This window comes from Chitinophaga fulva, from assembly GCF_012927205.1.
Classification (GTDB): domain Bacteria; phylum Bacteroidota; class Bacteroidia; order Chitinophagales; family Chitinophagaceae; genus Chitinophaga; species Chitinophaga fulva.
Genome location: NZ_JABBGC010000003.1, coordinates 801,428 through 821,103, shown reverse-complemented (window position 1 = coordinate 821,103; position 19,676 = coordinate 801,428). Strand labels below are relative to the sequence as shown.

General features: G+C 47.0%; 17 protein-coding genes and 1 tRNA gene. 15 read left to right on the top strand and 3 right to left on the bottom strand.

Annotated elements, in window-relative coordinates; genetic code table 11:
* The first annotated feature begins 18 nt into the window (after positions 1–18).
* A complete protein-coding gene (locus HHL17_RS26625) occupies positions 19–4,044 on the top strand; it encodes a DEAD/DEAH box helicase (RefSeq protein ID WP_169227877.1) in 4,026 nt (1,341 codons plus the stop codon).
* On the opposite strand, the gene HHL17_RS26620 is transcribed toward HHL17_RS26625, so the two are convergent.
* Positions 4,041–4,796: an SDR family NAD(P)-dependent oxidoreductase gene (locus tag HHL17_RS26620; RefSeq protein WP_169227876.1), complete on the bottom strand. Its 756-nt coding sequence runs from the start codon at positions 4,794–4,796 to the stop codon at positions 4,041–4,043. The two genes, HHL17_RS26625 and HHL17_RS26620, sit on opposite strands and share 4 nt — an antisense overlap.
* 15 nt (positions 4,797–4,811) lie before the next feature.
* Entirely contained in the window at positions 4,812–6,527 is a 1,716-nt protein-coding gene (locus tag HHL17_RS26615) for an IlvD/Edd family dehydratase (protein WP_169227875.1), read from the bottom strand.
* Positions 6,528–7,038: 511 nt separating this feature from the next.
* On the opposite strand from HHL17_RS26615, the gene HHL17_RS26610 reads away from it, so the two are divergent.
* The 5 genes from HHL17_RS26610 (at position 7,039) to HHL17_RS26590 (ending at position 12,732) form a co-directional block, all read left to right on the top strand.
* A complete protein-coding gene (locus HHL17_RS26610) occupies positions 7,039–9,831 on the top strand; it encodes a TonB-dependent receptor (protein ID WP_169227874.1) in 2,793 nt (930 codons plus the stop codon).
* Between the two features lie 4 nt (positions 9,832–9,835).
* Positions 9,836–10,588: a GLPGLI family protein gene (locus HHL17_RS26605; protein WP_169227873.1), complete on the top strand. Its 753-nt coding sequence runs from the start codon at positions 9,836–9,838 to the stop codon at positions 10,586–10,588.
* Positions 10,589–10,706: 118 nt separating this feature from the next.
* On the top strand, positions 10,707–10,973 hold the full coding sequence (locus HHL17_RS26600) for a hypothetical protein (RefSeq protein ID WP_169227872.1): 267 nt from the start codon (positions 10,707–10,709) through the stop codon (positions 10,971–10,973).
* Positions 10,974–11,377: 404 nt separating this feature from the next.
* On the top strand, positions 11,378–11,917 hold the full coding sequence (locus HHL17_RS26595) for a hypothetical protein (protein ID WP_169227871.1): 540 nt from the start codon (positions 11,378–11,380) through the stop codon (positions 11,915–11,917).
* A gap of 278 nt (positions 11,918–12,195) precedes the next feature.
* Positions 12,196–12,732 (top strand): AAA family ATPase, encoded by a 537-nt coding sequence (locus HHL17_RS26590; protein ID WP_169227870.1) that lies wholly within the window; start codon positions 12,196–12,198, stop codon positions 12,730–12,732.
* Here HHL17_RS26590 and HHL17_RS26585 read toward each other — a convergent pair.
* Positions 12,727–13,167 carry an acyl-CoA thioesterase gene (locus HHL17_RS26585; protein WP_206156180.1) on the bottom strand — a complete coding sequence of 147 codons (441 nt, stop codon included), beginning with the start codon at positions 13,165–13,167 and terminating at the stop codon, positions 12,727–12,729. The two genes, HHL17_RS26590 and HHL17_RS26585, sit on opposite strands and share 6 nt — an antisense overlap.
* Positions 13,168–13,401: 234 nt before the next feature.
* Between HHL17_RS26585 and HHL17_RS26580 the strand changes: the two genes are divergently transcribed.
* From HHL17_RS26580 to HHL17_RS26540, 9 genes are all read left to right on the top strand, one after another.
* Positions 13,402–13,486 (top strand) — tRNA-Ser (locus HHL17_RS26580).
* A 64-nt stretch (positions 13,487–13,550) separates the two neighbouring features.
* Positions 13,551–14,090, top strand: a complete 540-nt coding sequence (locus tag HHL17_RS26575) for a hypothetical protein (protein ID WP_169227869.1) — start codon at positions 13,551–13,553, stop codon at positions 14,088–14,090.
* A 404-nt stretch (positions 14,091–14,494) separates the two neighbouring features.
* Positions 14,495–15,124 carry a hypothetical protein gene (locus tag HHL17_RS26570; protein WP_169227868.1) on the top strand — a complete coding sequence of 210 codons (630 nt, stop codon included), beginning with the start codon at positions 14,495–14,497 and terminating at the stop codon, positions 15,122–15,124.
* A gap of 224 nt (positions 15,125–15,348) precedes the next feature.
* Positions 15,349–15,678, top strand: coding sequence for a helix-turn-helix transcriptional regulator (locus tag HHL17_RS26565; protein WP_169227867.1), 330 nt, complete (start codon positions 15,349–15,351; stop codon positions 15,676–15,678).
* 109 nt (positions 15,679–15,787) lie between these two features.
* Positions 15,788–16,021 (top strand): hypothetical protein, encoded by a 234-nt coding sequence (locus HHL17_RS26560; RefSeq protein ID WP_169227866.1) that lies wholly within the window; start codon positions 15,788–15,790, stop codon positions 16,019–16,021.
* A gap of 358 nt (positions 16,022–16,379) precedes the next feature.
* Complete coding sequence (locus HHL17_RS26555) at positions 16,380–16,628, top strand: hypothetical protein (protein WP_169227865.1); 249 nt, start codon at positions 16,380–16,382, stop codon at positions 16,626–16,628.
* 421 nt (positions 16,629–17,049) lie between these two features.
* A complete protein-coding gene (locus tag HHL17_RS26550) occupies positions 17,050–18,582 on the top strand; it encodes a hypothetical protein (protein WP_169227864.1) in 1,533 nt (510 codons plus the stop codon).
* 20 nt (positions 18,583–18,602) lie between these two features.
* A complete protein-coding gene (locus HHL17_RS26545; RefSeq protein WP_169227863.1) occupies positions 18,603–19,094 on the top strand; it encodes a peroxiredoxin family protein in 492 nt (163 codons plus the stop codon).
* A gap of 175 nt (positions 19,095–19,269) precedes the next feature.
* Positions 19,270–19,509 (top strand): hypothetical protein, encoded by a 240-nt coding sequence (locus tag HHL17_RS26540; RefSeq protein WP_169227862.1) that lies wholly within the window; start codon positions 19,270–19,272, stop codon positions 19,507–19,509.
* Positions 19,510–19,676 lie beyond the last annotated feature (167 nt).

Sequence of the window (19,676 nt, the reverse complement as noted above, 5' to 3'; positions counted from 1 at the left end):
TGCGCTACATTTGGCGGTATGATCAATGACGCCTGGTATTTGCAACGGTACCACTCCCAGTCAGACCCCGTGCGGCTGGTGATGGACGTGCTCTCTATATATCTTTACCCGTTAGACAAGCATACCTTGTTTGACGCTGTGCAACTGCTCACTCCTTTCTCCCGGCCGGAGCTGGAAGACACGCTGCTCGACCTGCGGGAACAGGAACTGTTGCAGATGAATGTCAACGGGCATTACAACCTGCCGCCCGCATTGAGCTTTCAGCTGTTGCCCGCCAATATTGTACGGCCGGAGTATCAGCCGGTGGTAGACCGCACCGGTCGCGCGATACATGCGTTTTACTCTGTCAACGCCCGGTTGCAGGACCTTCAACAATTACTGGTAGCATGGTTTACCGGCGACCGCTACTTGTTGTCGCCGCCTATCCGGCGAATGGAACTGGAGCTGTCCGAGTACCAGCCGTGGTTATCATACCTGCTATTCTTCCCCGCCTATGAAGGGCTGCTCAAGCTGTTCTCCGAAACAGCGATGGACAGCATCTTCGCTTTTGCCGTAAAATTTCATCTGCTGCAACTACCGCCTATAGAAGATTTGCTGGCCCTGCAACAACGCAGTGGCAACAGTTTCCCGGAGCTGCAACTATTACAGGGTGATTTGCACACTGCTTTCGGTGATGCCACTCCCGACGAATTGTTTGGCAAAGCATTGGTGACACTGTACCAGGGACAGCCTGCTGCAGCGTTGACAGCTTTTGATAAGGGCATCAAACGGCAACGGCAGTACGACAAAAAGAACACGCTGCCTGTTTCACCGTTGTTTGCTTTTTATTATGCGCTGACATTGACACTGTTGCCGGGAGAGAAGAGTAATCCAGTGGTCCAGAAATTATTGACAGGCTACGAACGAAAACTTTTTCCTGCTGTTACGCCTGCTATCTGCCTGTTGTACCTGCATGCCGGCAGAAAAGAAAAAGCGGAGAACCTGTTGCTGTTGTTGTTGGAGAGAAACGAACAACCATTACTGAGCTACCTGTCAGTGATAGCGTTGCAGCTGTTGCATCCGCGCAGCAAGCTGCTGATCACTTTCCGCGTGCAGGCAGATGTATTGCTGCGCCGTGGTATGGAGTACCACTACCGGTTACTCACCTACGAATATTTGTACCTTTTCCGGGATGCCGGTTACGCCGGCTATGCACCTGCCTTTACCGCCGCAGGGGCCGTCGTACGGTATGAGCCGGTATTATCGCAGATAAAGATCACGGCCGACTGGGAGCGGTTGCTGAACACCCTGCTCTCGCCAGACGATGCTGCCGGCAAGCCCAAACCGGTGCCGGTAAACCGGTTGATCTACCTGATAGATTTTAATCACTACAAGCTGCAGCCTGTTGTACAAACAGCCAACGGTGATGGCACCTGGAGCAGCGGGCGCACCGTACCACTGAAGAAATTGAAAGATGGCAAGGCCGAAGCAATGACCGATCAGGACCAGCGCATCAGCATGACCATACAAAAAGATCACTACTATAACCACGATGGCGAAGCTTTTTCTTTCGATAACCGTGTGTGGGAGGAACTGGCAGGGCATCCCTTCCTTTTCCTGGATGAAAATCCAACCATACCGGTGGAGATTGTAAAAGGCATCCCGGAGCTGATGGTGAATTATAATGGTAAAGGATATACGTTTACTGCTAACATCGATGATTATTCGAGCGAGCTGGTGTTTGTGAAAGAGACGCCTACCCGGTTAAAAATTATCCGTCTCACTCCGCAGCAGCGCAAAGTGCTGCAAACGCTGTCGCAGGTACCGGTGGTGCCGGCAGAAGGACGCGAGAAACTGATGCAGGTGCTGAAAAGCATAGGCGCCCACCTGACGGTGCATTCCGAACTGGGCGACGGCACCATCAATATCCGCAAGCGCGAAGGCGATGCCCGCATCGTGATACAGCTGCTGCCTTTCGGTGCCGGTATCAAAGCGGGACTGTTTGTGAAGCCGTTCACGCTGGACCCGCCTTATTGCAAGCCCGGCGCCGGCGCTGCCCATATCATTGGTATCAGCAATGGAGAGCGCTGGCAGGCCAACCGCCAGCTGGAGCTGGAGAAAGCCAACGAAACACGGCTGCTGGAACTGATACAACAGATTGTGCCGCAGGAGCTGGTGGCCGATACGCTGGTGTTTGAAGACCCGGCCGACTGCCTCGAACTGCTGGACCTGATACGCGCCTATCCCGAACTGGTGCGTGCTGAATGGCCGGAAGGCGAACGTTACCAGGTAAAAGACCAGGTGAACTTCTCCCACGTCGCTTTATCCCTGAAAGAAAAAGGACACTGGTTCCTCTGTAATGCTGAAATACGGGTGGATGAAAACCTGGTGTTGACTTTCCGGGAACTGCTGGACACCAAACGTATTATCAAGAAACGTTTCCTCGCGCTGGACAATGGCGAATTTCTTTCACTGACCACCGACTTACGCAAACGGCTGAACGAACTGGCGAGCATCGCCATAGACGGGCCGCAGGGACTTGGTATCCCGCGGTATGCTGCTTCCATGCTGGACGACTGGTTGCAGGAAGCCGGTCAGGCAGAAGTAGATGAAGCCTGGCGTGCGTTTATTCGTAAACGTGATATGGCCATGGACCTGCATCCTGAAGTGCCGGTAACATTGCAGACTAACTTACGTCCTTATCAGGAAGAGGGTTTCCGCTGGCTGGCACACCTCGCCGCCTGGGGGGCCGGCGCCTGCCTGGCGGATGATATGGGCCTTGGTAAAACCGTGCAGGCGATCGCGTTATTGCTGCATCGTGCTGAGGAAGGACCGGCGCTGGTGATCAGCCCCGCTTCTGTATTGCCCAACTGGGTAAATGAAGTCAGCCGTTTTGCCCCATCACTGAATATCATTCAGCTGCAACCCGGCAAGCGCGCGGCCCAGCTCAAAGGCGTTGGTGCTTTCGATGTGGTAGTAGCTACCTATGGTATTTTGCAACAGGAAGCCCAGCTGTTTGCCGGCGTACAATGGAGCACTGCCGTGTTGGATGAAGCCCATACCATCAAAAACTATCAGACCAAAACCTCCAAGGCAGCCATGGCATTGCAGGCAGATTTCCGCCTGATGCTAACGGGCACGCCTATACAAAATCACATGGGGGAAATATGGAACCTCTTTAATTTCCTGAACCCTGGACTGCTTGGAACGCTCGATCATTTCAACGAACAATTTGTATTCCCCAGTGTCCGAAATCCAGAGAGTACAGTGAAGCAGCACCTGAAGCGGTTATTAACGCCTTTCCTGCTACGCCGCACCAAGACAGCTGTATTAGAAGAACTGCCGCCTAAAACGGAGATCACCCGGTTGGTGGAACTGTCTTATGAGGAGATGTCGTTTTATGAGGCGATACGCCGTAAGGCCGTGGAGAACCTGGCCGTGCCGGAAGAGAACCTGGGCCGTCGGCAGATGAAGGCGCTGGCAGAAATCAGCCGCCTGCGTATGTCTGCCTGTCATCCGCAGCTGGTGGATGGCGAAAGCAGTATTACTTCTTCCAAACTGAATGTCTTCCTGGAGATAGCACAGGAGCTGATTTCCAACAACCACCGCGCACTGGTGTTCAGCCAGTTTGTGCGTCACCTGGAGCTGGTAAAAGATGCGCTGGTGCAACGGGGCATTACCTGTCTGTATCTCGACGGGTCTACGCCGATACCGCAGCGGGAGCAGCTGGTGCGTGATTTCCAGGGAGGCAAAGGGCAGCTGTTCCTCATCAGCCTCAAAGCCGGCGGGGTAGGACTGAACCTGACCGCCGCAGACTATGTGGTACACCTGGACCCGTGGTGGAACCCGGCCATCGAGGAACAGGCTTCCGACAGGGCGCACCGCATCGGACAAACAAGGCCGGTCACTATCTACCGGCTGATAGCGCAACATACCATCGAAGAAAAAATCATCGAGCTGCATAACAGCAAACGTGACCTAGCCGACCGCCTGCTGGAAGGCAGTGATCAGTCCGGCCGCCTCTCTGCGGAGGAACTGATGGACCTGATTTCAGTGGGGTACTAAGGCTGAGGACTGGTGCTGGTCCAGCCGCCATCAATCACGAGGCTTTGCCCGGTGATATGCCGTGCCTGTTCTGATACCAGGAACAACGCCGCCTGCGCAATGTCTGCTGTCGTGGCTGCACGCCCCATAGGCGTGAGCTTTGACCAGGTATCGGCGTAGCCGGGTTCAGACAATGTCCTTTCTGTGAGTGTGGCGCCTGGTGCAATGGTATTCACGGTGATCTTATAGGGAGATAATTCAATCACCAGGTTTTTAGCGAGCATTTCCAGCGCGGCTTTACTCATACCATAGGCTGCGAGGTCTTTGTGTGCCTGATGGCCCGTTACTGAAGAGGTGAAGAGGATGGCGCCGCCGCGTTGTTGTTTTTTCATCTGGTTGGCCGCTGCCTGTGCCAGAAAGAAAGTACCGGCCAGGTTCACCTGCATCACGCGGTTGAAGGCTGCCGGAGTGTAGGTGAAGAAGTCGCCGAACAGCGTGATGCCGGCATTGGCGATCACAATATCGAGGCCGCCGTATTGTACCACGGCGGCATGTACCATTTTCTGAATAAAGCTTACATCGCTGGCATCGCCGGGAAAGGCAATGCATTTGCCGTTTTCCGAGGTGATGGTATTGGCTGCCGCAGCGGCCAGCCGGGCGTCCATGTCATTAAGGATAACGGCGGTGCCGTTGGCCGCCAGCTGCCGGCAGATCTCGAAGCCGATGCCCTGGCCTGCGCCGGTAACGATGGCCACTTTGGATGCTGTTGTCATAACGGGAATATGTTTTTAGTGGGAATCCCGGGTCACCTGACTGCCGGAACCGCCCTTTAAAAAATCGAGGTCAGCGCCCAGGTGCGCCTGTTCCACATGTTGCTGGTATAACTGTACGTAGCCCCTGTTGGCTACCGGATATGCCGGTTGCCATGTGGCCTTGCGCCGGGCAATCTCTTCCGGGGCCAGGTCGGCATGAAGGCTGCGGTTGGCTACATCAAGCGTGATGATGTCGCCATCGCGGAGGATGGCCAGCGTGCCGCCGGCAGCAGCTTCGGGAGATACATGTAACACCACGGTCCCGAAACCGGTACCGCTCATACGGCCGTCGGAGATCCTGACCATATCAGTGACGCCTTTGGCCAGCAGTTTGGCCGGCAGTCCCATATTGCCTACTTCCGGCATGCCGGGATACCCTTTCGGGCCTACGTTTTTCAGTACCAGCACGCTGTTTTCGTCCACATCAAGTGCCGGGTCGTCGATGCGGCGTTTATAGTCGTCGATGTCTTCAAACACAATGGCCGGACCGGTATGGCGCATCAGTCGCGGTGTAGCCGCCGAAGGTTTGATCACAGCGCCTTCCTCGCAGATATTGCCTTTCAGTACCACAATACCGGATATGTTATTGAACGGTGCTTCCAGGGTGGTGATGACCTCGGGATTGTAACTTGTGGCGTGGCGGTAATTATCGCCGATCATTTTGCCATTGGCGGTGAGGCAGTCTTTGTGCAGGCGGGAGAGGAGGGCATTCATCACCGCCGGCAGTCCGCCTGCATAATACAGATCTTCCATAAAGTACATGCCTGATGGCTGTAAATTGGCCAACAGCGGTATGTTCGCTGACCAGGTGTCTATGTCCGCCAGTGTTACGTCCACGCCTATACGGCCGGCGATGGCCAGCAGATGCACTACAAAATTGGTAGAGCCGCCGATAGCCGCATTGACCATAATCGCATTCTCGAAAGCCTCCCGTGTGAGGATGTGTGACAGGCGGCGGTCTTCCCGTACCATCCTGACGATCTCCATGCCCGACAGGTGGGCCAGTACTTTACGGGCAGCGTCAGGGGCAGGGATGGCCGCATTCTGAGGCAACGACAGGCCCAGGGCCTCCACCATGCAGGCCATCGTGGAGGCGGTGCCCATTACAGCGCAATGGCCGTCGCTGCGGCACATGCCTGCTTCGGCCATCGCCAGCTCTTCACTGGTCATTTTACCAGAGCGCAGCTCTTCGCTGAACCGCCATATGTCACTGGTGCCGATGCTTCTTCCCATATGCCTGCCCGTGAGCATGGCGCCGCCGGACACCACGATGGTGGGCAGGTCCACACTGCAGGCGCCCATGACCAACGCCGGCGTAGTTTTATCGCAGCCACAGAGTAATACGATGCCATCCAGCGGATTGGCACGTATCGACTCTTCCACGTCCATGCTGACCAGGTTGCGGTACAGCATCGCTGTTGGTTTGATCAGCGTTTCTCCCAGCGACATTACCGGGAATTCCAACGGGTAACCACCCGCTTCTATGACACCGCGTTTTACAGATTCGGCCAGCTCCCGGAAATGGGAGTTGCAGGGCGTCAGCTCCGACCAGGTGTTGCAGATGCCGATCACCGGTTTCCCTTCCAGTTCATGGGCCGGGATGCCCTGTTTTTTAAGCCATGCACGGTATATAAAGCCATCTTTGCCATCACGGGCAAACCACTGGCTGCTTCTTAAGGTTGATGCTTCCATGTTGCTGAATATACAAAAAAAAATTCCGCGTTCCCGCATTCCCCAACGTTCCCGCATTCCCCAACGTTCCCGACGTTCCCAACGTTCCCAGGGCTGAAGCCCTGGGCTAAGATGTTATTCAATTCCTTTCAATTGTGGGTGTTGTTATTGTAAGCAGAACAGCATCTTAGTTCCAGGATTGGATATATTCAACATAAACGGTAGTACTCCTCATCCTAAAGAAACTGAACAACATCTTAGCCCAGGGCTTCAGCCCTGGGAAATTTAGCATGAAACAGGATTGCAGTTCAGGGCGGTTATTTTACACGATAATTTGTTTTCAGGCTGAAGCCCGGCTAACATCGCGGCTCGGGGTTTTGGCGCTGGGACGATGATATAATTACCGTTTCCCTACATGATAAGTAGACTTATATTTAACAGATGTTTATCATCTCCCTGATATTTAATTCAAATTTTATTGTGGAATTTGTTCCCATAAGTATCTTACCAAACAACCTGTAGTCGCCAACAAATGAAAAAACTATTGTCATTCATTTTTTGTTTGACCGTTTACAGTATCAGTCACGCACAGCACGCGAAAATCAGTGGTCATGTTTCTGATACGTTAAACCACGTTAAACTTCCCAACACTGTCGTAGCCCTTCTGCACGCAAAAGATTCTGTCCTCTACAAGTATGTCCGTGCCGGTGAAACCGGCGGGTTTGTCTTTGACAACCTGCAGGCAGGCAAGTACCTGTTGATGATCACTTATCCGGCTTTTGCGGATTACGTTGAGCCGGTCACGTTATCCGACACCAGTGTGCTCCGCTATGATCATATTATGATGACCCTGCGGTCCCGGCTCCTGCAGGAAGTGGTGATACAACAAAAAGTAGCCGCCATCAAGATGAAAGGAGATACGACGGAATTTAATGCCGGCAGTTACCAGACGCAACCCAATGCCAGCGTGGAAGACCTGTTGAAGAAACTGCCCGGTATCCAGGTGGATAATAAAGGACAGATCACTGCCCAGGGGCAGAAGGTCAAAAAAGTGCTGGTAGACGGGGAGGAGTTTTTTGGTGATGATCCCACGTTGGTGACCAAAAACCTGCGTGCAGACATGGTGGATAAAGTACAGCTCTACGACAAAAAGAGCGAACAGGCCGCCTTTACCGGTGTAGATGATGGCCAGGCCAGTAAAACGCTCAACCTCAAACTAAAAGAAGACAAGAAAAACGGCTATTTCGGGAAAGTGGAGCTGGGAGCCGGTACCAACGGGTTCCATGACAACCAGGTCATGCTGAATATGTTCAAAAAGAAAATGAAAGTGGCTGCCTATGGCATCGTTTCCAATACCGGCAAAACCGGGCTTGACTGGCAGGAGTCCGACAAATACGGGCAAAGCCAGGCAGATAACTTTAGCGCGGAAGGTTCCGACATTATGTTCATCGGCGGCGGGAATGATGACGAGTTTTCCGGATGGGACGGTCGATACAGTGGTAAAGGTTATCCATTGGTACAAACCGGAGGTCTTCATTTCAATAATAAGTGGAACCAGGATAAACAGAATATCGGTGGTAATTATAAGTTCATGAAACTTTATATGGATGGTAACAGCACCACCACTACTAAAAACATCCTGCCTAACAATACCACGAGCTACCGTAACCAGCGGGAGAGCTTTAATAACAACGTGCTGCGTAACCGTATAGATGGCCGTTATGAAATACAACTGGATTCTTCTTCTTCCCTCCGGTTGGATATGAACGGCGGAATAGACCATAAAAAGACGAACAGTAACTTCTACTCAGAATTCCTGGACGGCGACAGTTCGCTGGTAAACCGGAATAATCGTCAGCTTTCTGTTGCCGATGATACCCGTCAGTTGAACAGTAACCTGTTATGGCGCAAGAAGCTGAAGAAAAAAGGACGCACCGTTTCGGTAAATGTGGCGGAGAATTATACCCTTAGCGATGGTGATGGGGCGCTGCATTCCTTCACAGAGTATTTCAAAAAGAGTGGAGATGTGGATTCCTCTTATCTTACTGATCAACGCAAGGTTTTCAGAACAGAGAGCATCAATGCTTCGGGTAATGTCACCTATACAGAGCCGATATCGAAATTGTCTTCCCTGGTGGCCAACTACGGTTTGGCTATAGCCAACAGCAAATCATACCGCAACTCCTTTAATGCCGGTGATGCCGGTAAATATGATATGTTGGACAGTACCTACAGCAACAGTTATGTATTTAATATGCTTACCCATAGAGCAGGGTTGGGGTATGTGTACAATGGCAAAAAGGTACGGATACAGGCAATCAATAATGTTGGGTTTACTACTTTCCAGCAGGATGATGTTTACCGGAACACCAACCATGACCGCAGTTTTGTGAACTGGTTCCCGGCTGCGTCTTTACGGTATACTTTCAGTCAGCAGCGGCGGTTGAGCATTAACTACAATGGTAATACCGGCCAGCCAACCATGAATCAGCTACAGCCCATACGTACCAACGACGATGACCAGGATGTTAAGATCGGTAACCCTGCGCTGAAGCCTTCATTCAGAAATAACTTCCATGCCAGCTATTTCGACTTTAAAGTGCTTTCGGAGCGCTCTCTCTGGCTGAGTGTGAGTTATTCCTCTACCAGCAATGATTTCGGAGAGGCCTCTTCTATTGACGCCAAAGGAAAACGTACTACGCAGTTCATCAATATCAATGGCAACGAGAATGCTAATTTAAATCTCAATATGGGCTGGAAAATAAAGCCGCTCAATCTTAACCTGGGGTATACCCTGAGAGGGGGTTATTACCGTAATGCCAACTACATCAACGATCAACTGAATACGACAAAAACCTTCAATGGCACGGCGGGTATTGATCTGATGGGCTCCAAAGAAAAGAAATATGAGCATTACCTGTCATTAGAAGCCACTTACAATACCAGTAGCTCCTCCGTGCAACAGTCCACCCGCACGAACTACTGGACATACAATGTTACTGCAGCGGAAAGATATTTTCTGCCCTGGAAATTCTCGGTTGAATCAGATGTGGTGTGTAATTTCCGGCAGAAGACAGAAGTGTTTACCAGCAATAATAACGTGATACAGTGGAATGCAGCTGTTGTGAGGAAGTTCGGCAAGAAGGACGCGCTGGAAGTGAAAGCAGCTGTGAAAGATATCCTGAACCAGAACATTGGCTTCAACCGGTCTGTCAACAGTAACTACATTACCCAGAACACGTATTCCACGATCGGTCGTTATGGTATGCTCAGTGTAATATGGAATTTCAACAAAGTAGGTGGTGGTAGTGTGGCTAAAAATTAATCTCATGAGAAAAATCTTTTTGTATATCGTTTTATTGTTGCTGTGCCATGGTGTGCAGGCGCAGCATACTACCTTCCTGGACAAGGGGCGTATAGAGTTTGAGAAGAAACAGAACATACACGCTTTGCTCGATGAAATGTGGGGAGATGGAGAAGGGCAAAGCTGGAAAGAGCTGGAGAAGAGGTCGCAGCCTCAATTCAAGACGTCTTATTTTGACCTGGTGTTTAATGGTAATGTCACCTACTACAAGCCCGGGCGCCAGCTGGCGGATAATAACCAGTTACGTGAATGGCCGGCGGAAAAGAATGTTGTTTATACCGATCTTGCCGCACAACATAGCGTTGCCCAGAAGCAGGTATTTGACCGGCTTTTTCTACAGGATGATTCCACCCGTACCATACGCTGGAAGATCACAGATGAAACCAGGAAGATAGCCGGTTTTGATTGCCGGAGGGCTAATGCCATTATTATGGACTCTATTTATGTGGTCGCTTTTTATACCGATGCCATTGTTACTGCCGGTGGCCCTGAGTCTTTCTCCGGGCTTCCGGGGATGATATTGGGACTGGCGTTGCCTCATGAGCATATCACCTGGTTTGCCACCAAGGTGCTGGTAGACGAGGTGAAGCCTGAAAGCCTGAAACCGCCTGCGAAAGGGAAGAAGGTGACAAGGAAGGAATTGATGGAGAATATGTCCAAGGCACTGAGTGACTGGGGGAATTGGGGTAAGGTTTATATGAAAACAGCCCTCTTTTAGCAGGCTGTTGCGTAGGAGTCCTTAACAAAATATTATGATAATGAAATCTTAAAAACGACGTTGCTGGCCGGGAAAGGCTTCATTTTTGTTTTTAGCCATCGAACTAAAAATTTTAACCATGGCTAAACAAACCGTACAAGCAGTAAAGAATGAGATCCAGGAACTGGCAACCGGCAATTATAAGAGTTATTCAGAGCAGTATGAGTCCACCGCGCCGGATACACTGATCAGTGTGCAGGAGCTGGCAAAAGGATATTGGGATTGTCGGGATAATAAAGAGGTAGTAAGAGATGAGAAATTGGGAATTAGTTTGGATGACTACCAACTTTGGACAAAGGAGGCTCACAGCTCGTTTTTAAAGGCTCACGGCCATTCACTTAACTAGGTATTTCTCCGTAGGAGAGAGGCGATAAGTCCAGCATTACCGGGCTTATCGCCTTTTCATTTTTTCTAAAAAATAAATTTGTTTTTGTATTGTTATTCTACTTACCTTCGTAAACCTGAGATATTTTATTTGTTACTTCATAACCAACGCCTCACTACTTCATAACTGATTGCCATCCTCAAGGGCAGATGTACTGACAGGCCAGTCGGAACATCTTCAAGAAAAACTTTAGCATAAAAAAATACTACTGCTGTCGCAGCGAAAGGAGTAAGCCAGCCTCAAAACGAGGACAGGGATATTTGTCAAGATGATGTGCATTTTGTTACAACAAAGGAACCTGAGAAATGAAAGTTTCGCGGCGAGCGGGCAGTGACTGCCGATAACACTTTAAAAACCCAGGTAACATGAAAAAAACACTTTGTTTGTTGATGGTCCTGCTATCAGCGGGACTGGAAGTTTTCTCCCAAGCCACGACCATATCTGCCGACGCCAATTTGTACAATGAGCCGGATCTGGTAACGAAAATTTTTGGCAAGGATAAAGGAGCCTTATACGACGAGTTTCTACAGATCTCCCCTGTAGAACAGAAGGCTTTTACAGATGCATTCCTGGAGTATGAAGATGAAAAACGCCCATGGCTGGCGGAACGAATCGCTTTACTACGGATGTATAATCAAGAGTTTTCCTGTCTGGATGAAATGAAGATGAACAGCCTGACCAAACAACTCATTAACAATGATCTTGAATTTGGTCGTTTGCAAATGCGTTATTTCAGGCGCATGAACAGAATACTAGGTGCCACCAGGGCTGCTAAATTTTTCCAGATGGACAATTACCTGGAACAGTCTTCCAGAGCGTATCTACAAAACGATCTGCCTTTTATCAAGGCCTTGGAATCAGATCGTCAGGTGTTTTCCAGTGCAAAGCCGGTAACACGTTGGTAAGATGGATATTTACCGCTGAATGTAGTGCAGAAGGACTCGTGATCTGTTGTTTTTAACTCACCGTTATTTGTTCCCCACCCTTTCCATTATTGTTCCCCAAAGACGTCATCTGATGGATGATTAGGCTTTCGTCCGTTGTTTGTTACCTTTATCTTCGTCCCAGGGCTGAAGCCCTGGGCTACGTTGTTGATCAGGTATCATTATGTGCTTCTTTCTCTGAAGATGAATAGCCACATCATCATTTTGCCATCTTTTTATTTTCCATTTTATTTATTGTTATGATCAGACAGAACGGGTATGTATTTACCGGTGGTCCGGGTGCGGGCAAAACATCGGTGATTACAGCCTTAGCAGCAAAAGGATTTACGGTCGTGCCGGAATCCGGCAGACAGATTATCCAGGAGCAGGTAGCCAGCGGGGGAGCAGCGTTGCCCTGGGCCAACAAGGTATTGTTCCGCGACAGGATGCTGGCAGCAGCCCTGCAGGATTTTGAACAGCAGCCTCTTGACGGGCAGCCGGTATTCTTTGACCGGGGGATTCCCGACCTGATTGGCTATTCGGCATTGGAAAACCTTCCGGTACCGGCGGTACTACAGGAATATGCCGCCACCCTGCGGTACCATCCGCGTGTTTTTATTTTTCCGCCCTGGGAGGAAATTTACCAGGGCGACACGGAGCGCAAGCAGGACTATGCCACAGCTGTGGCCACTTATGAGGCCATGCAGGCGGCTTATACCGCTAATGGGTATGAGCTGGCGGTAGTACCGTTTGACAGCATCGCCGGTAGGGTAGCTTTCATCCTGGCTAACTTATGAAGCGGCGTCAGTAAAGTCCTCACTGCGTGGGAGGGACGTGAATTTTTCCATCATTTCGTCTGATAGGGCCGTCAGTTTCCGTGCTTTCGTGTCTATCCAGGCGCCGTCCACATTCACCACGGCTGATTTAATGCCGTCTTTCCGGTATATCTCATGGCGTACCGACCAGCGGGAGCCGTCGGGGCGGCATTTGGTCAGCTCGCAGGTGACACGGAGCGTATCGTTGGCGCCAGCCTCCCGGAGATAGATCGTTTCCTCCCGGAAGAGGATGGGGCCGATGTGCAGTTCCTGGAACTGACGGGCGTTCATTCCGACTTTATCGAGCATGGCCAGCCTGGCCTGGGCAGCAAAATCAGCATAGGCGGAGTGCCGCAAGTGCATGTTGGCGTCTATTTGAGACCACATGACAGGTCCTTCAAAGAATATATTGTCCATCTTTAAAATTACGGAAAATGAATATGTTTGCCAGCAGGGCTAATTACTTGTCACTCAGGGTGCTATATAATGATAAAAATGTACCGGTGCTGAAAGTGTCTGCCATGGCTGTTTTGATGGCATTTTGGCCGCTGTTCGGCAGCAGGGGCGGTTGCTTCAGGATATAAATTTTTTAAAAAAAGCGGGCTGAAAATTTTTTTTAAATCATTCCCTTTTATACATTTGCGGTCTCACGGAGAGTTGGCAGAGCGGTCGATTGCGGCAGTCTTGAAAACTGTTGACTGTAACAGGTCCCGGGGTTCGAATCCCTGACTCTCCGCAAGCTTTAAGCTCTGTTGTTGCAAAACAGCGGGGCTTTTTTCTTTTTTAACCCAAATCATATCATGAAGAACATTTTACCTCTCCTGCTGGTCATCATTTCAGCGATGCTGTTTTCCTGCGGCAAAAAGAATGACGATAAAGTTTCCCCCGAGGGTGATGCCACCTGGAAACTGGGAACCTACGCCTACGTAAAAGGTACTTCCGCCCAGACATCTTCCGCCGATGGCAAAATCACCTCCATCGCCGTCAGCACGGTCGGTACCGGTGGCAACTATGGCGCCTTCTCCGGTAGCGCGCTTACCATTGTTTTTCACGGCTTCCTCGGCGAAGGGCAGTATAGCCTCGGTTCAGAGGAAATGCTGGCAGCTGATGCCTCCAACAGGACGATCGTTATTAATTGCACCGTAGGCACTGCCGTCAGCACCGGCGCAGTGATGTACACCTATGGCGGCACCGCTGCCACTGCTACCGTGACCAAAGACAAAGACGGGAAGTTTCATGTGAGCCTGCCGACTACGACGCTGACGAAGAAGCTGGAAGTGCTGGGAGGGATAGCCGGAGCGAGGGAGGCGTATGAGTTGACGGTGAATAATGCGTATTAAGCGTTATCAAGAGATATTTAGAGGCGATCCCATAACGGGGTCGCCTTTTTTATTGGAAGTTGATTTTGGTGCTCTGTCAGTGGACTTTGTCATGATAAGAATGTGTTTTCATTGTTGCTCCCTTTTTTCATCGGCTTTTGTTGTTTTATGCCTTTGCATGCCCCTTGCTCAAAAATTTTTTAGAAATCCGAAAGATAATTTTTAGATCACTAAGATAATCTGGTTTAATTTTTACTCTAGTGGCTGTTGTTTTGTAAGACATCCTAACAAATTGATTCTATCAAAATCATAATGATTTTATTTCGATCATTTTTGAGTGTCATCACTTGTGTTGCTTTTCTATATTGTGTTTGGAGATATGAATCCAACCACTATATTTGCGTTCATAGATATAAAATAAACTTATGAACAAAGAGCAATTTAGCATTGGAGATGTAGTGGATTGTCCATTACATGAAGACGCCAGCGTGATGTTCGTCCGTAGTATCAATGCGGAAAAAGACGAACTGTTGTTGGCTGACGCGCCGGAAGGTGGTAACACCATTTGGATGCATTTCAAAGACGTTGCAGGTGTGCCGCTCACACCGAGGGTGCTACAGTTGGCCGGATTTAAGCCTATCGCCGGTAAGAAAGGGTTGTATGGATCCGGTAACGGTCTGCGATTGCAGCGCTTGGGTAACGGGTACTACGTCGAAGACGTGTATGATGAGCAATCCGAACCACTGGTGATGGAGTCGTTACATGAGCTGCAACATTACTATTCGTTGCTGCTGGAACAACCCCTACGGATCAACGGTATCCACCGGCCCATGCCACTGGCGGAGTTGTGCCCAGACCACACCGCGACACACTATTACTGGTTTACCTACCAGCGTAGCGACGGTCATTTCATAGAAGACGTCACCTCTCAACATCCACTCTCCACCGTCAGCGCGCTACGGTTGCTAGAAGACAGCGGTATCGTACTGTTCAACTGGCAAACGATCTCCTACGATCAGTATCTGAGCTTCGACAAACCATGGACAGTCCAGTAACTTATTATCGACTCAACAAGCAGCAGGCGGGGAGCTCTCTCCCTGCTTTTTCTCTCTTGTAACCCTTGCTGCGACTATTATGCAGCCGGTTTTGGTTGCTTAAAAAACTTGTCTTACCTATTGAAAATCCGCGAAAAAAGTCCTAACTTTTAATTGCGATTGCAACTTTAGAGTAAAACGTATATCGCATGATGTATTGCCAATACCCTCATAACCATCAATTGATGAAACTGACAAAGTTCCAAGAGAAAGCTATTATTAAGACCAAAGCATTCATCGACGAACAACCCCCAAAAAGAATAGATATACAGCACCTGGTCCACTTCTCCGGTCTTAGTGAAAGCAAACTAACAAAAGGATTTAAAATGCTCTACGACGTAACGATTTATCAGTATCAGCTTGAACGTGCTATGAACTATGCCAAGAAACTACTTCAGGAAGATCATCAGGTGAAAGAAGTGGCTATTACTTTAGGGTATAGTACCTCTGGTAGCTTCGCACGGGCGTTTCATCGTGTGTTCCAGGAGACGCCGGGAGAGGTGAAGTGGCAGTGAGGAATCCTTTTTTATAACTTTTATGAATTTGTCGCATGGATACGCCGGTGGTTTATTGTCATGCGCATATAACCTGTCTTTTTACTTAAAATTTAAAAAACATTATAGTATGAAAAAGTTAATTGTATTTTTTGTATCGCTTATTGTACTTGTTGTTGCCTCTGCATCGTTGGCTTTGAAGGCACGTAATAATCATGTTATTTATACCCGGAATTTTGTTAATGGAAAGTGTGATGTGCTAGTGCCAGCGAAAGCAATATTAAATACTACTATGTCTGGAGTGCTGGCGACCAACGTTCCTGGTCCTTGTGATCTGGTTGTTACGACGAATGTGATAGATTGAAAGATTACAAGAGCTACATTTGCTATCAGTTACAATGGTAATACAAAATGAGTATACGATTAACAATCTTATAACTCCGATCTAAATAAAAGAAGGGAAATTTTTTTAAGGTTGTATAATAATCGCACTATTCTTAACTAAAAATGAGAAGGATGTCGTAATAAGAAATAGAGATAGTTTTTGTGAAATAGAATCGAATTTTAATTAGAAATTGGTGATGGCAAAAATCGAATAAGGTGCAATAGTTCATATGATGTTGTATGGGTTTATATTGATGGGTTCTCTAAATGTCGTAGTTGTGAAGAAGAATAGAGACGATTTTAGATTTTGAGGTATTTTAATCGTTAAAAAATGTAATATGAAAAAGGTGTCATTATTGTTGTCCTTGGTGATGGTTGTTTTTATTGGCTCATTTTTTATGGCGAAGACAGTCTCTAGGGCGCGTATAGCTCACGTGATTTTTACTCCGGATCCCTTAACCCCCAACAGATGCAGAATACCTGTTTATAGTAAAGGTCTGACTCCGGTGCCCGGAGGTACTTTTACAGCAGCAGCAGGATTTGATTTGCCTTGCATAAGTGTTACGACCTTTGAGGATCCTGATTAATGGAGTAAGTTCTTGTATACTATAGTCTATCTATTAGTGTCGTTTTTCGTTCGTGTGTTACGGTTTTTGTTGCTGTTTTTACGTTCTGTGATTTATTGATATTTCCTAAATTGCATTAACAAAATAATCATTGAGTAAACAACTTAGTTATTTGCCATCAGAGGAGTGTAACTTGATCGTAGATACTTTTGTTGATTAATGTCCGTAGAATTGAATTGTGAAGCCCTTACCCCATTTGTTAGGCGATAACTCAGACTCTTTAGCCACATGTTTGTATGATTTTTAGTAGAAATGGGTTGTGTTAGATACTCTTCCGGAGTTTTGCTTTCCTGCCTCCAGGTGTATATGGATTTAATTTTAAGTATAAGTGTATTCCTTTAATTGAAAATACTATTTTAAAATGTTAAACCTATTGGTAAGTATGAAACGCAACTATTTCAGCTGGAATAAGGAAGTGATGGGTGGCGATACTATTGGGGGGGTTTTAAAGTTTATTATGGAAGATAGATTAAATAGGGGTATACTTCTTTTGTTTGTACTTATATCAGTGTTGCAGTTTTTTGTATTTAAATATTATTATCCCTTTCCCGCCTTCATTAGTGGAGACTCTTATTCATACGTACAAAGTGCCTTTTATAATTCTTCGATTAGTACATATCCAATTGGGTATTCTAAATTTTTACGTTTCTTTAGTGTTTTCCTTACCGGAAGTATTAGTTTGGTTTTCTTTCAGTATATTTTTTTTCAGCTTAGCTCTTTGGGATTGTTTTATACCGTGTTCTACTTTTACAGGGTTAGAAAAGTTTTGCAGGTATTGTTGGTGCTATTGCTTTTGATTAACCCAGTTGCCTTGTATATGGCAAATTATGTCTCAAGCGATAGTATTTTCTTTTCAGTCAGTGTGTGTTGGTTTATCAGTTTGATTTGGATAGCAAATAGACCCACTTGGGGATGGATGATTTTTCAAGCATTGATTGTAACATATGCTTTTATGGTTAGATACAATGCTATGTATTATCCATTAATTTCTGCACTTACCCTTCTGATAAGTAGTGATACATTGAAGCGGAAAATATTCGCCGCCTTTATTATGCTGGTTCTTGTTTTTTCGTTTGTTGGATGGACTTCACTTCGGTATGAAAGCGCTGTGGGGAAATTTGAATTTTCTCCGTTTTCAGGTTGGCAACTTGCTAATAATGGCATGTATGCCTATCGATTTATTGATTCTGCAGACCGGAAGAATCTCCCTTTAAAATTCAAAGAGCTGGATCAGGATGTAAGGAGGTATTTTGATACAACTAGTAAGTTGATTATACAATACCCTAATGTAATGCTTGATATTAGCACAGCTTACATGTGGCGACGGGAATCTCCCCTAAGAATATATATGATGAGGAAGTATAATGGAGATACTACCATGACTGATTTCAAAAAATGGGCGTCAATTGCTCCGTTTTACAAGGAATATGGCTCTACTCTCATTAAGACTTATCCCACGGATTTTGCAAGAAATTACTTGTGGCCTAACCTTGTTAAGTATTATGTGCCTCCTGTAGAGTTTTTAGAGAACTATGGTTTTTTGATGGATACTATACCTCCTATAACTAAGTCTTGGTTTGGATTTAAAGAGGATAAATTGTATTCCAGGTTTAAGGATAACAGGGTATCAATGCTGGACTACTATCCAGTAGTGTGCGGAGTAATGAATGCAGTTTATGTTATGCTGAGTATCTCTTTTATTATTCTTGCCGGTTGGCGACTAGACCGGCGTCTTTGTAATCTTTGGTTGATTGCCACTTTTGTGTGGATATGTAACTTGCTTTTTAGCGTATTTGCCTCGCCTGTTGCATTAAGATTCCAGATGTTTCCACTTTTAGTTTGTGTAATAATTAATGTTGTTTTACTTGACTTTATACTCAGTCAAGCAAAACAGCCGGTTCCTATAAATTCTTAGCACATAAAACAATAAATCTTATGAAGCGGTTAGGTGTTGTTTTCTTATGTGTACTTTCATGGGTACATTGTGGGCAGATGACTATCCAACGTGATATAAATGAAGGTAGACCTATGCCTTCCGTTAATATGTTGTTGTTGGATAGTGTTTCTGTATTGAATACTAATTCGTTATCGAAATCAGAACCTGTTATTCTTATCTTTTTTGATCCATATTGTCAGTATTGTAGGTCAGAGACAGAGAGTATTTTAAGTAAAATACAGAAGTTTGGTAATACCCAAATTTGTTTTTTGGGTGTTGCGCCAATAAGTGACATGAATCGTTTTTCGATCAAATATCAACTTAGCAAATACCCCAATATACACATTGGTATCGATACAGCAGGCACCTATGCAAGGTATTTTGCGGTAGAAGGTGTACCACATACGAGTATTTTTCTGAAAAATAGGAAAGCGAAGAAGATTTTTTATGCCCGAGTTGATGCGGAAAAACTGATTGATGTTATTGATTAACAGCTATGCCCTGAATTTTCAATTAAATGATTTTAAGTTTATATATGTTGCGCAACGTACTGAATGGAAAATAGGAGGATGGTACCTTTTGCCGATTTTACATTCAGACAAGGGATAAGCCGAACACCCTAATAAAATAGTAGGTATTTTATTAAATCCTTCAAAATTTTCAAACATGAAAAAGGTAAAAATTTTGTTGTCAACAGTTGCTGTTGTTGCTCTTATTGCTGGTGCTGTGGCAGTTAATGCTCGTCAAGGCGTTAAAGTATATACTCATGGACCGTTAGATCCTGCTGGTTTTTGCGGTACTGCTAAACCATTGAGCACTTTCCTCCCTGACCAGGGCAATCAAAAGGCTACTTCTCCGATACCAGCCCCTTGCGTAAATGGTTTAATTACCACTGATAGCAACTGATTATTTAGTTTGAAGAAAGGGGGGGGCGGAAGCTCCCTCCTTTTTTTTTACTATATCGAATTTAAACATATTTCTGAAGTATTTTTCAGTTTCATAGTACCACTTTTGATCTTCTCCTTTGTTGTTCTTCTAACATAGACCTTAATTTTGTTTGTCATTTTGAGCTT

What these genes read in the sequence shown, in the direction of transcription:
- HHL17_RS26625 (WP_169227877.1), top strand. Translation starts at nt 19, where the DNA reads ATGATCAATGACGCCTGGTATTTGCAACGGTACCACTCCCAGTCAGAC.
- HHL17_RS26620 (WP_169227876.1), bottom strand. Translation starts at nt 4,796, where the DNA reads ATGACAACAGCATCCAAAGTGGCCATCGTTACCGGCGCAGGCCAGGGC.
- HHL17_RS26615 (WP_169227875.1), bottom strand. Translation starts at nt 6,527, where the DNA reads ATGGAAGCATCAACCTTAAGAAGCAGCCAGTGGTTTGCCCGTGATGGC.
- HHL17_RS26610 (WP_169227874.1), top strand. Translation starts at nt 7,039, where the DNA reads ATGAAAAAACTATTGTCATTCATTTTTTGTTTGACCGTTTACAGTATC.
- HHL17_RS26605 (WP_169227873.1), top strand. Translation starts at nt 9,836, where the DNA reads ATGAGAAAAATCTTTTTGTATATCGTTTTATTGTTGCTGTGCCATGGT.
- HHL17_RS26600 (WP_169227872.1), top strand. Translation starts at nt 10,707, where the DNA reads ATGGCTAAACAAACCGTACAAGCAGTAAAGAATGAGATCCAGGAACTG.
- HHL17_RS26595 (WP_169227871.1), top strand. Translation starts at nt 11,378, where the DNA reads ATGAAAAAAACACTTTGTTTGTTGATGGTCCTGCTATCAGCGGGACTG.
- HHL17_RS26590 (WP_169227870.1), top strand. Translation starts at nt 12,196, where the DNA reads ATGATCAGACAGAACGGGTATGTATTTACCGGTGGTCCGGGTGCGGGC.
- HHL17_RS26585 (WP_206156180.1), bottom strand. Translation starts at nt 13,167, where the DNA reads ATGGACAATATATTCTTTGAAGGACCTGTCATGTGGTCTCAAATAGAC.
- HHL17_RS26575 (WP_169227869.1), top strand. Translation starts at nt 13,551, where the DNA reads ATGAAGAACATTTTACCTCTCCTGCTGGTCATCATTTCAGCGATGCTG.
- HHL17_RS26570 (WP_169227868.1), top strand. Translation starts at nt 14,495, where the DNA reads ATGAACAAAGAGCAATTTAGCATTGGAGATGTAGTGGATTGTCCATTA.
- HHL17_RS26565 (WP_169227867.1), top strand. Translation starts at nt 15,349, where the DNA reads ATGAAACTGACAAAGTTCCAAGAGAAAGCTATTATTAAGACCAAAGCA.
- HHL17_RS26560 (WP_169227866.1), top strand. Translation starts at nt 15,788, where the DNA reads ATGAAAAAGTTAATTGTATTTTTTGTATCGCTTATTGTACTTGTTGTT.
- HHL17_RS26555 (WP_169227865.1), top strand. Translation starts at nt 16,380, where the DNA reads ATGAAAAAGGTGTCATTATTGTTGTCCTTGGTGATGGTTGTTTTTATT.
- HHL17_RS26550 (WP_169227864.1), top strand. Translation starts at nt 17,050, where the DNA reads ATGAAACGCAACTATTTCAGCTGGAATAAGGAAGTGATGGGTGGCGAT.
- HHL17_RS26545 (WP_169227863.1), top strand. Translation starts at nt 18,603, where the DNA reads ATGAAGCGGTTAGGTGTTGTTTTCTTATGTGTACTTTCATGGGTACAT.
- HHL17_RS26540 (WP_169227862.1), top strand. Translation starts at nt 19,270, where the DNA reads ATGAAAAAGGTAAAAATTTTGTTGTCAACAGTTGCTGTTGTTGCTCTT.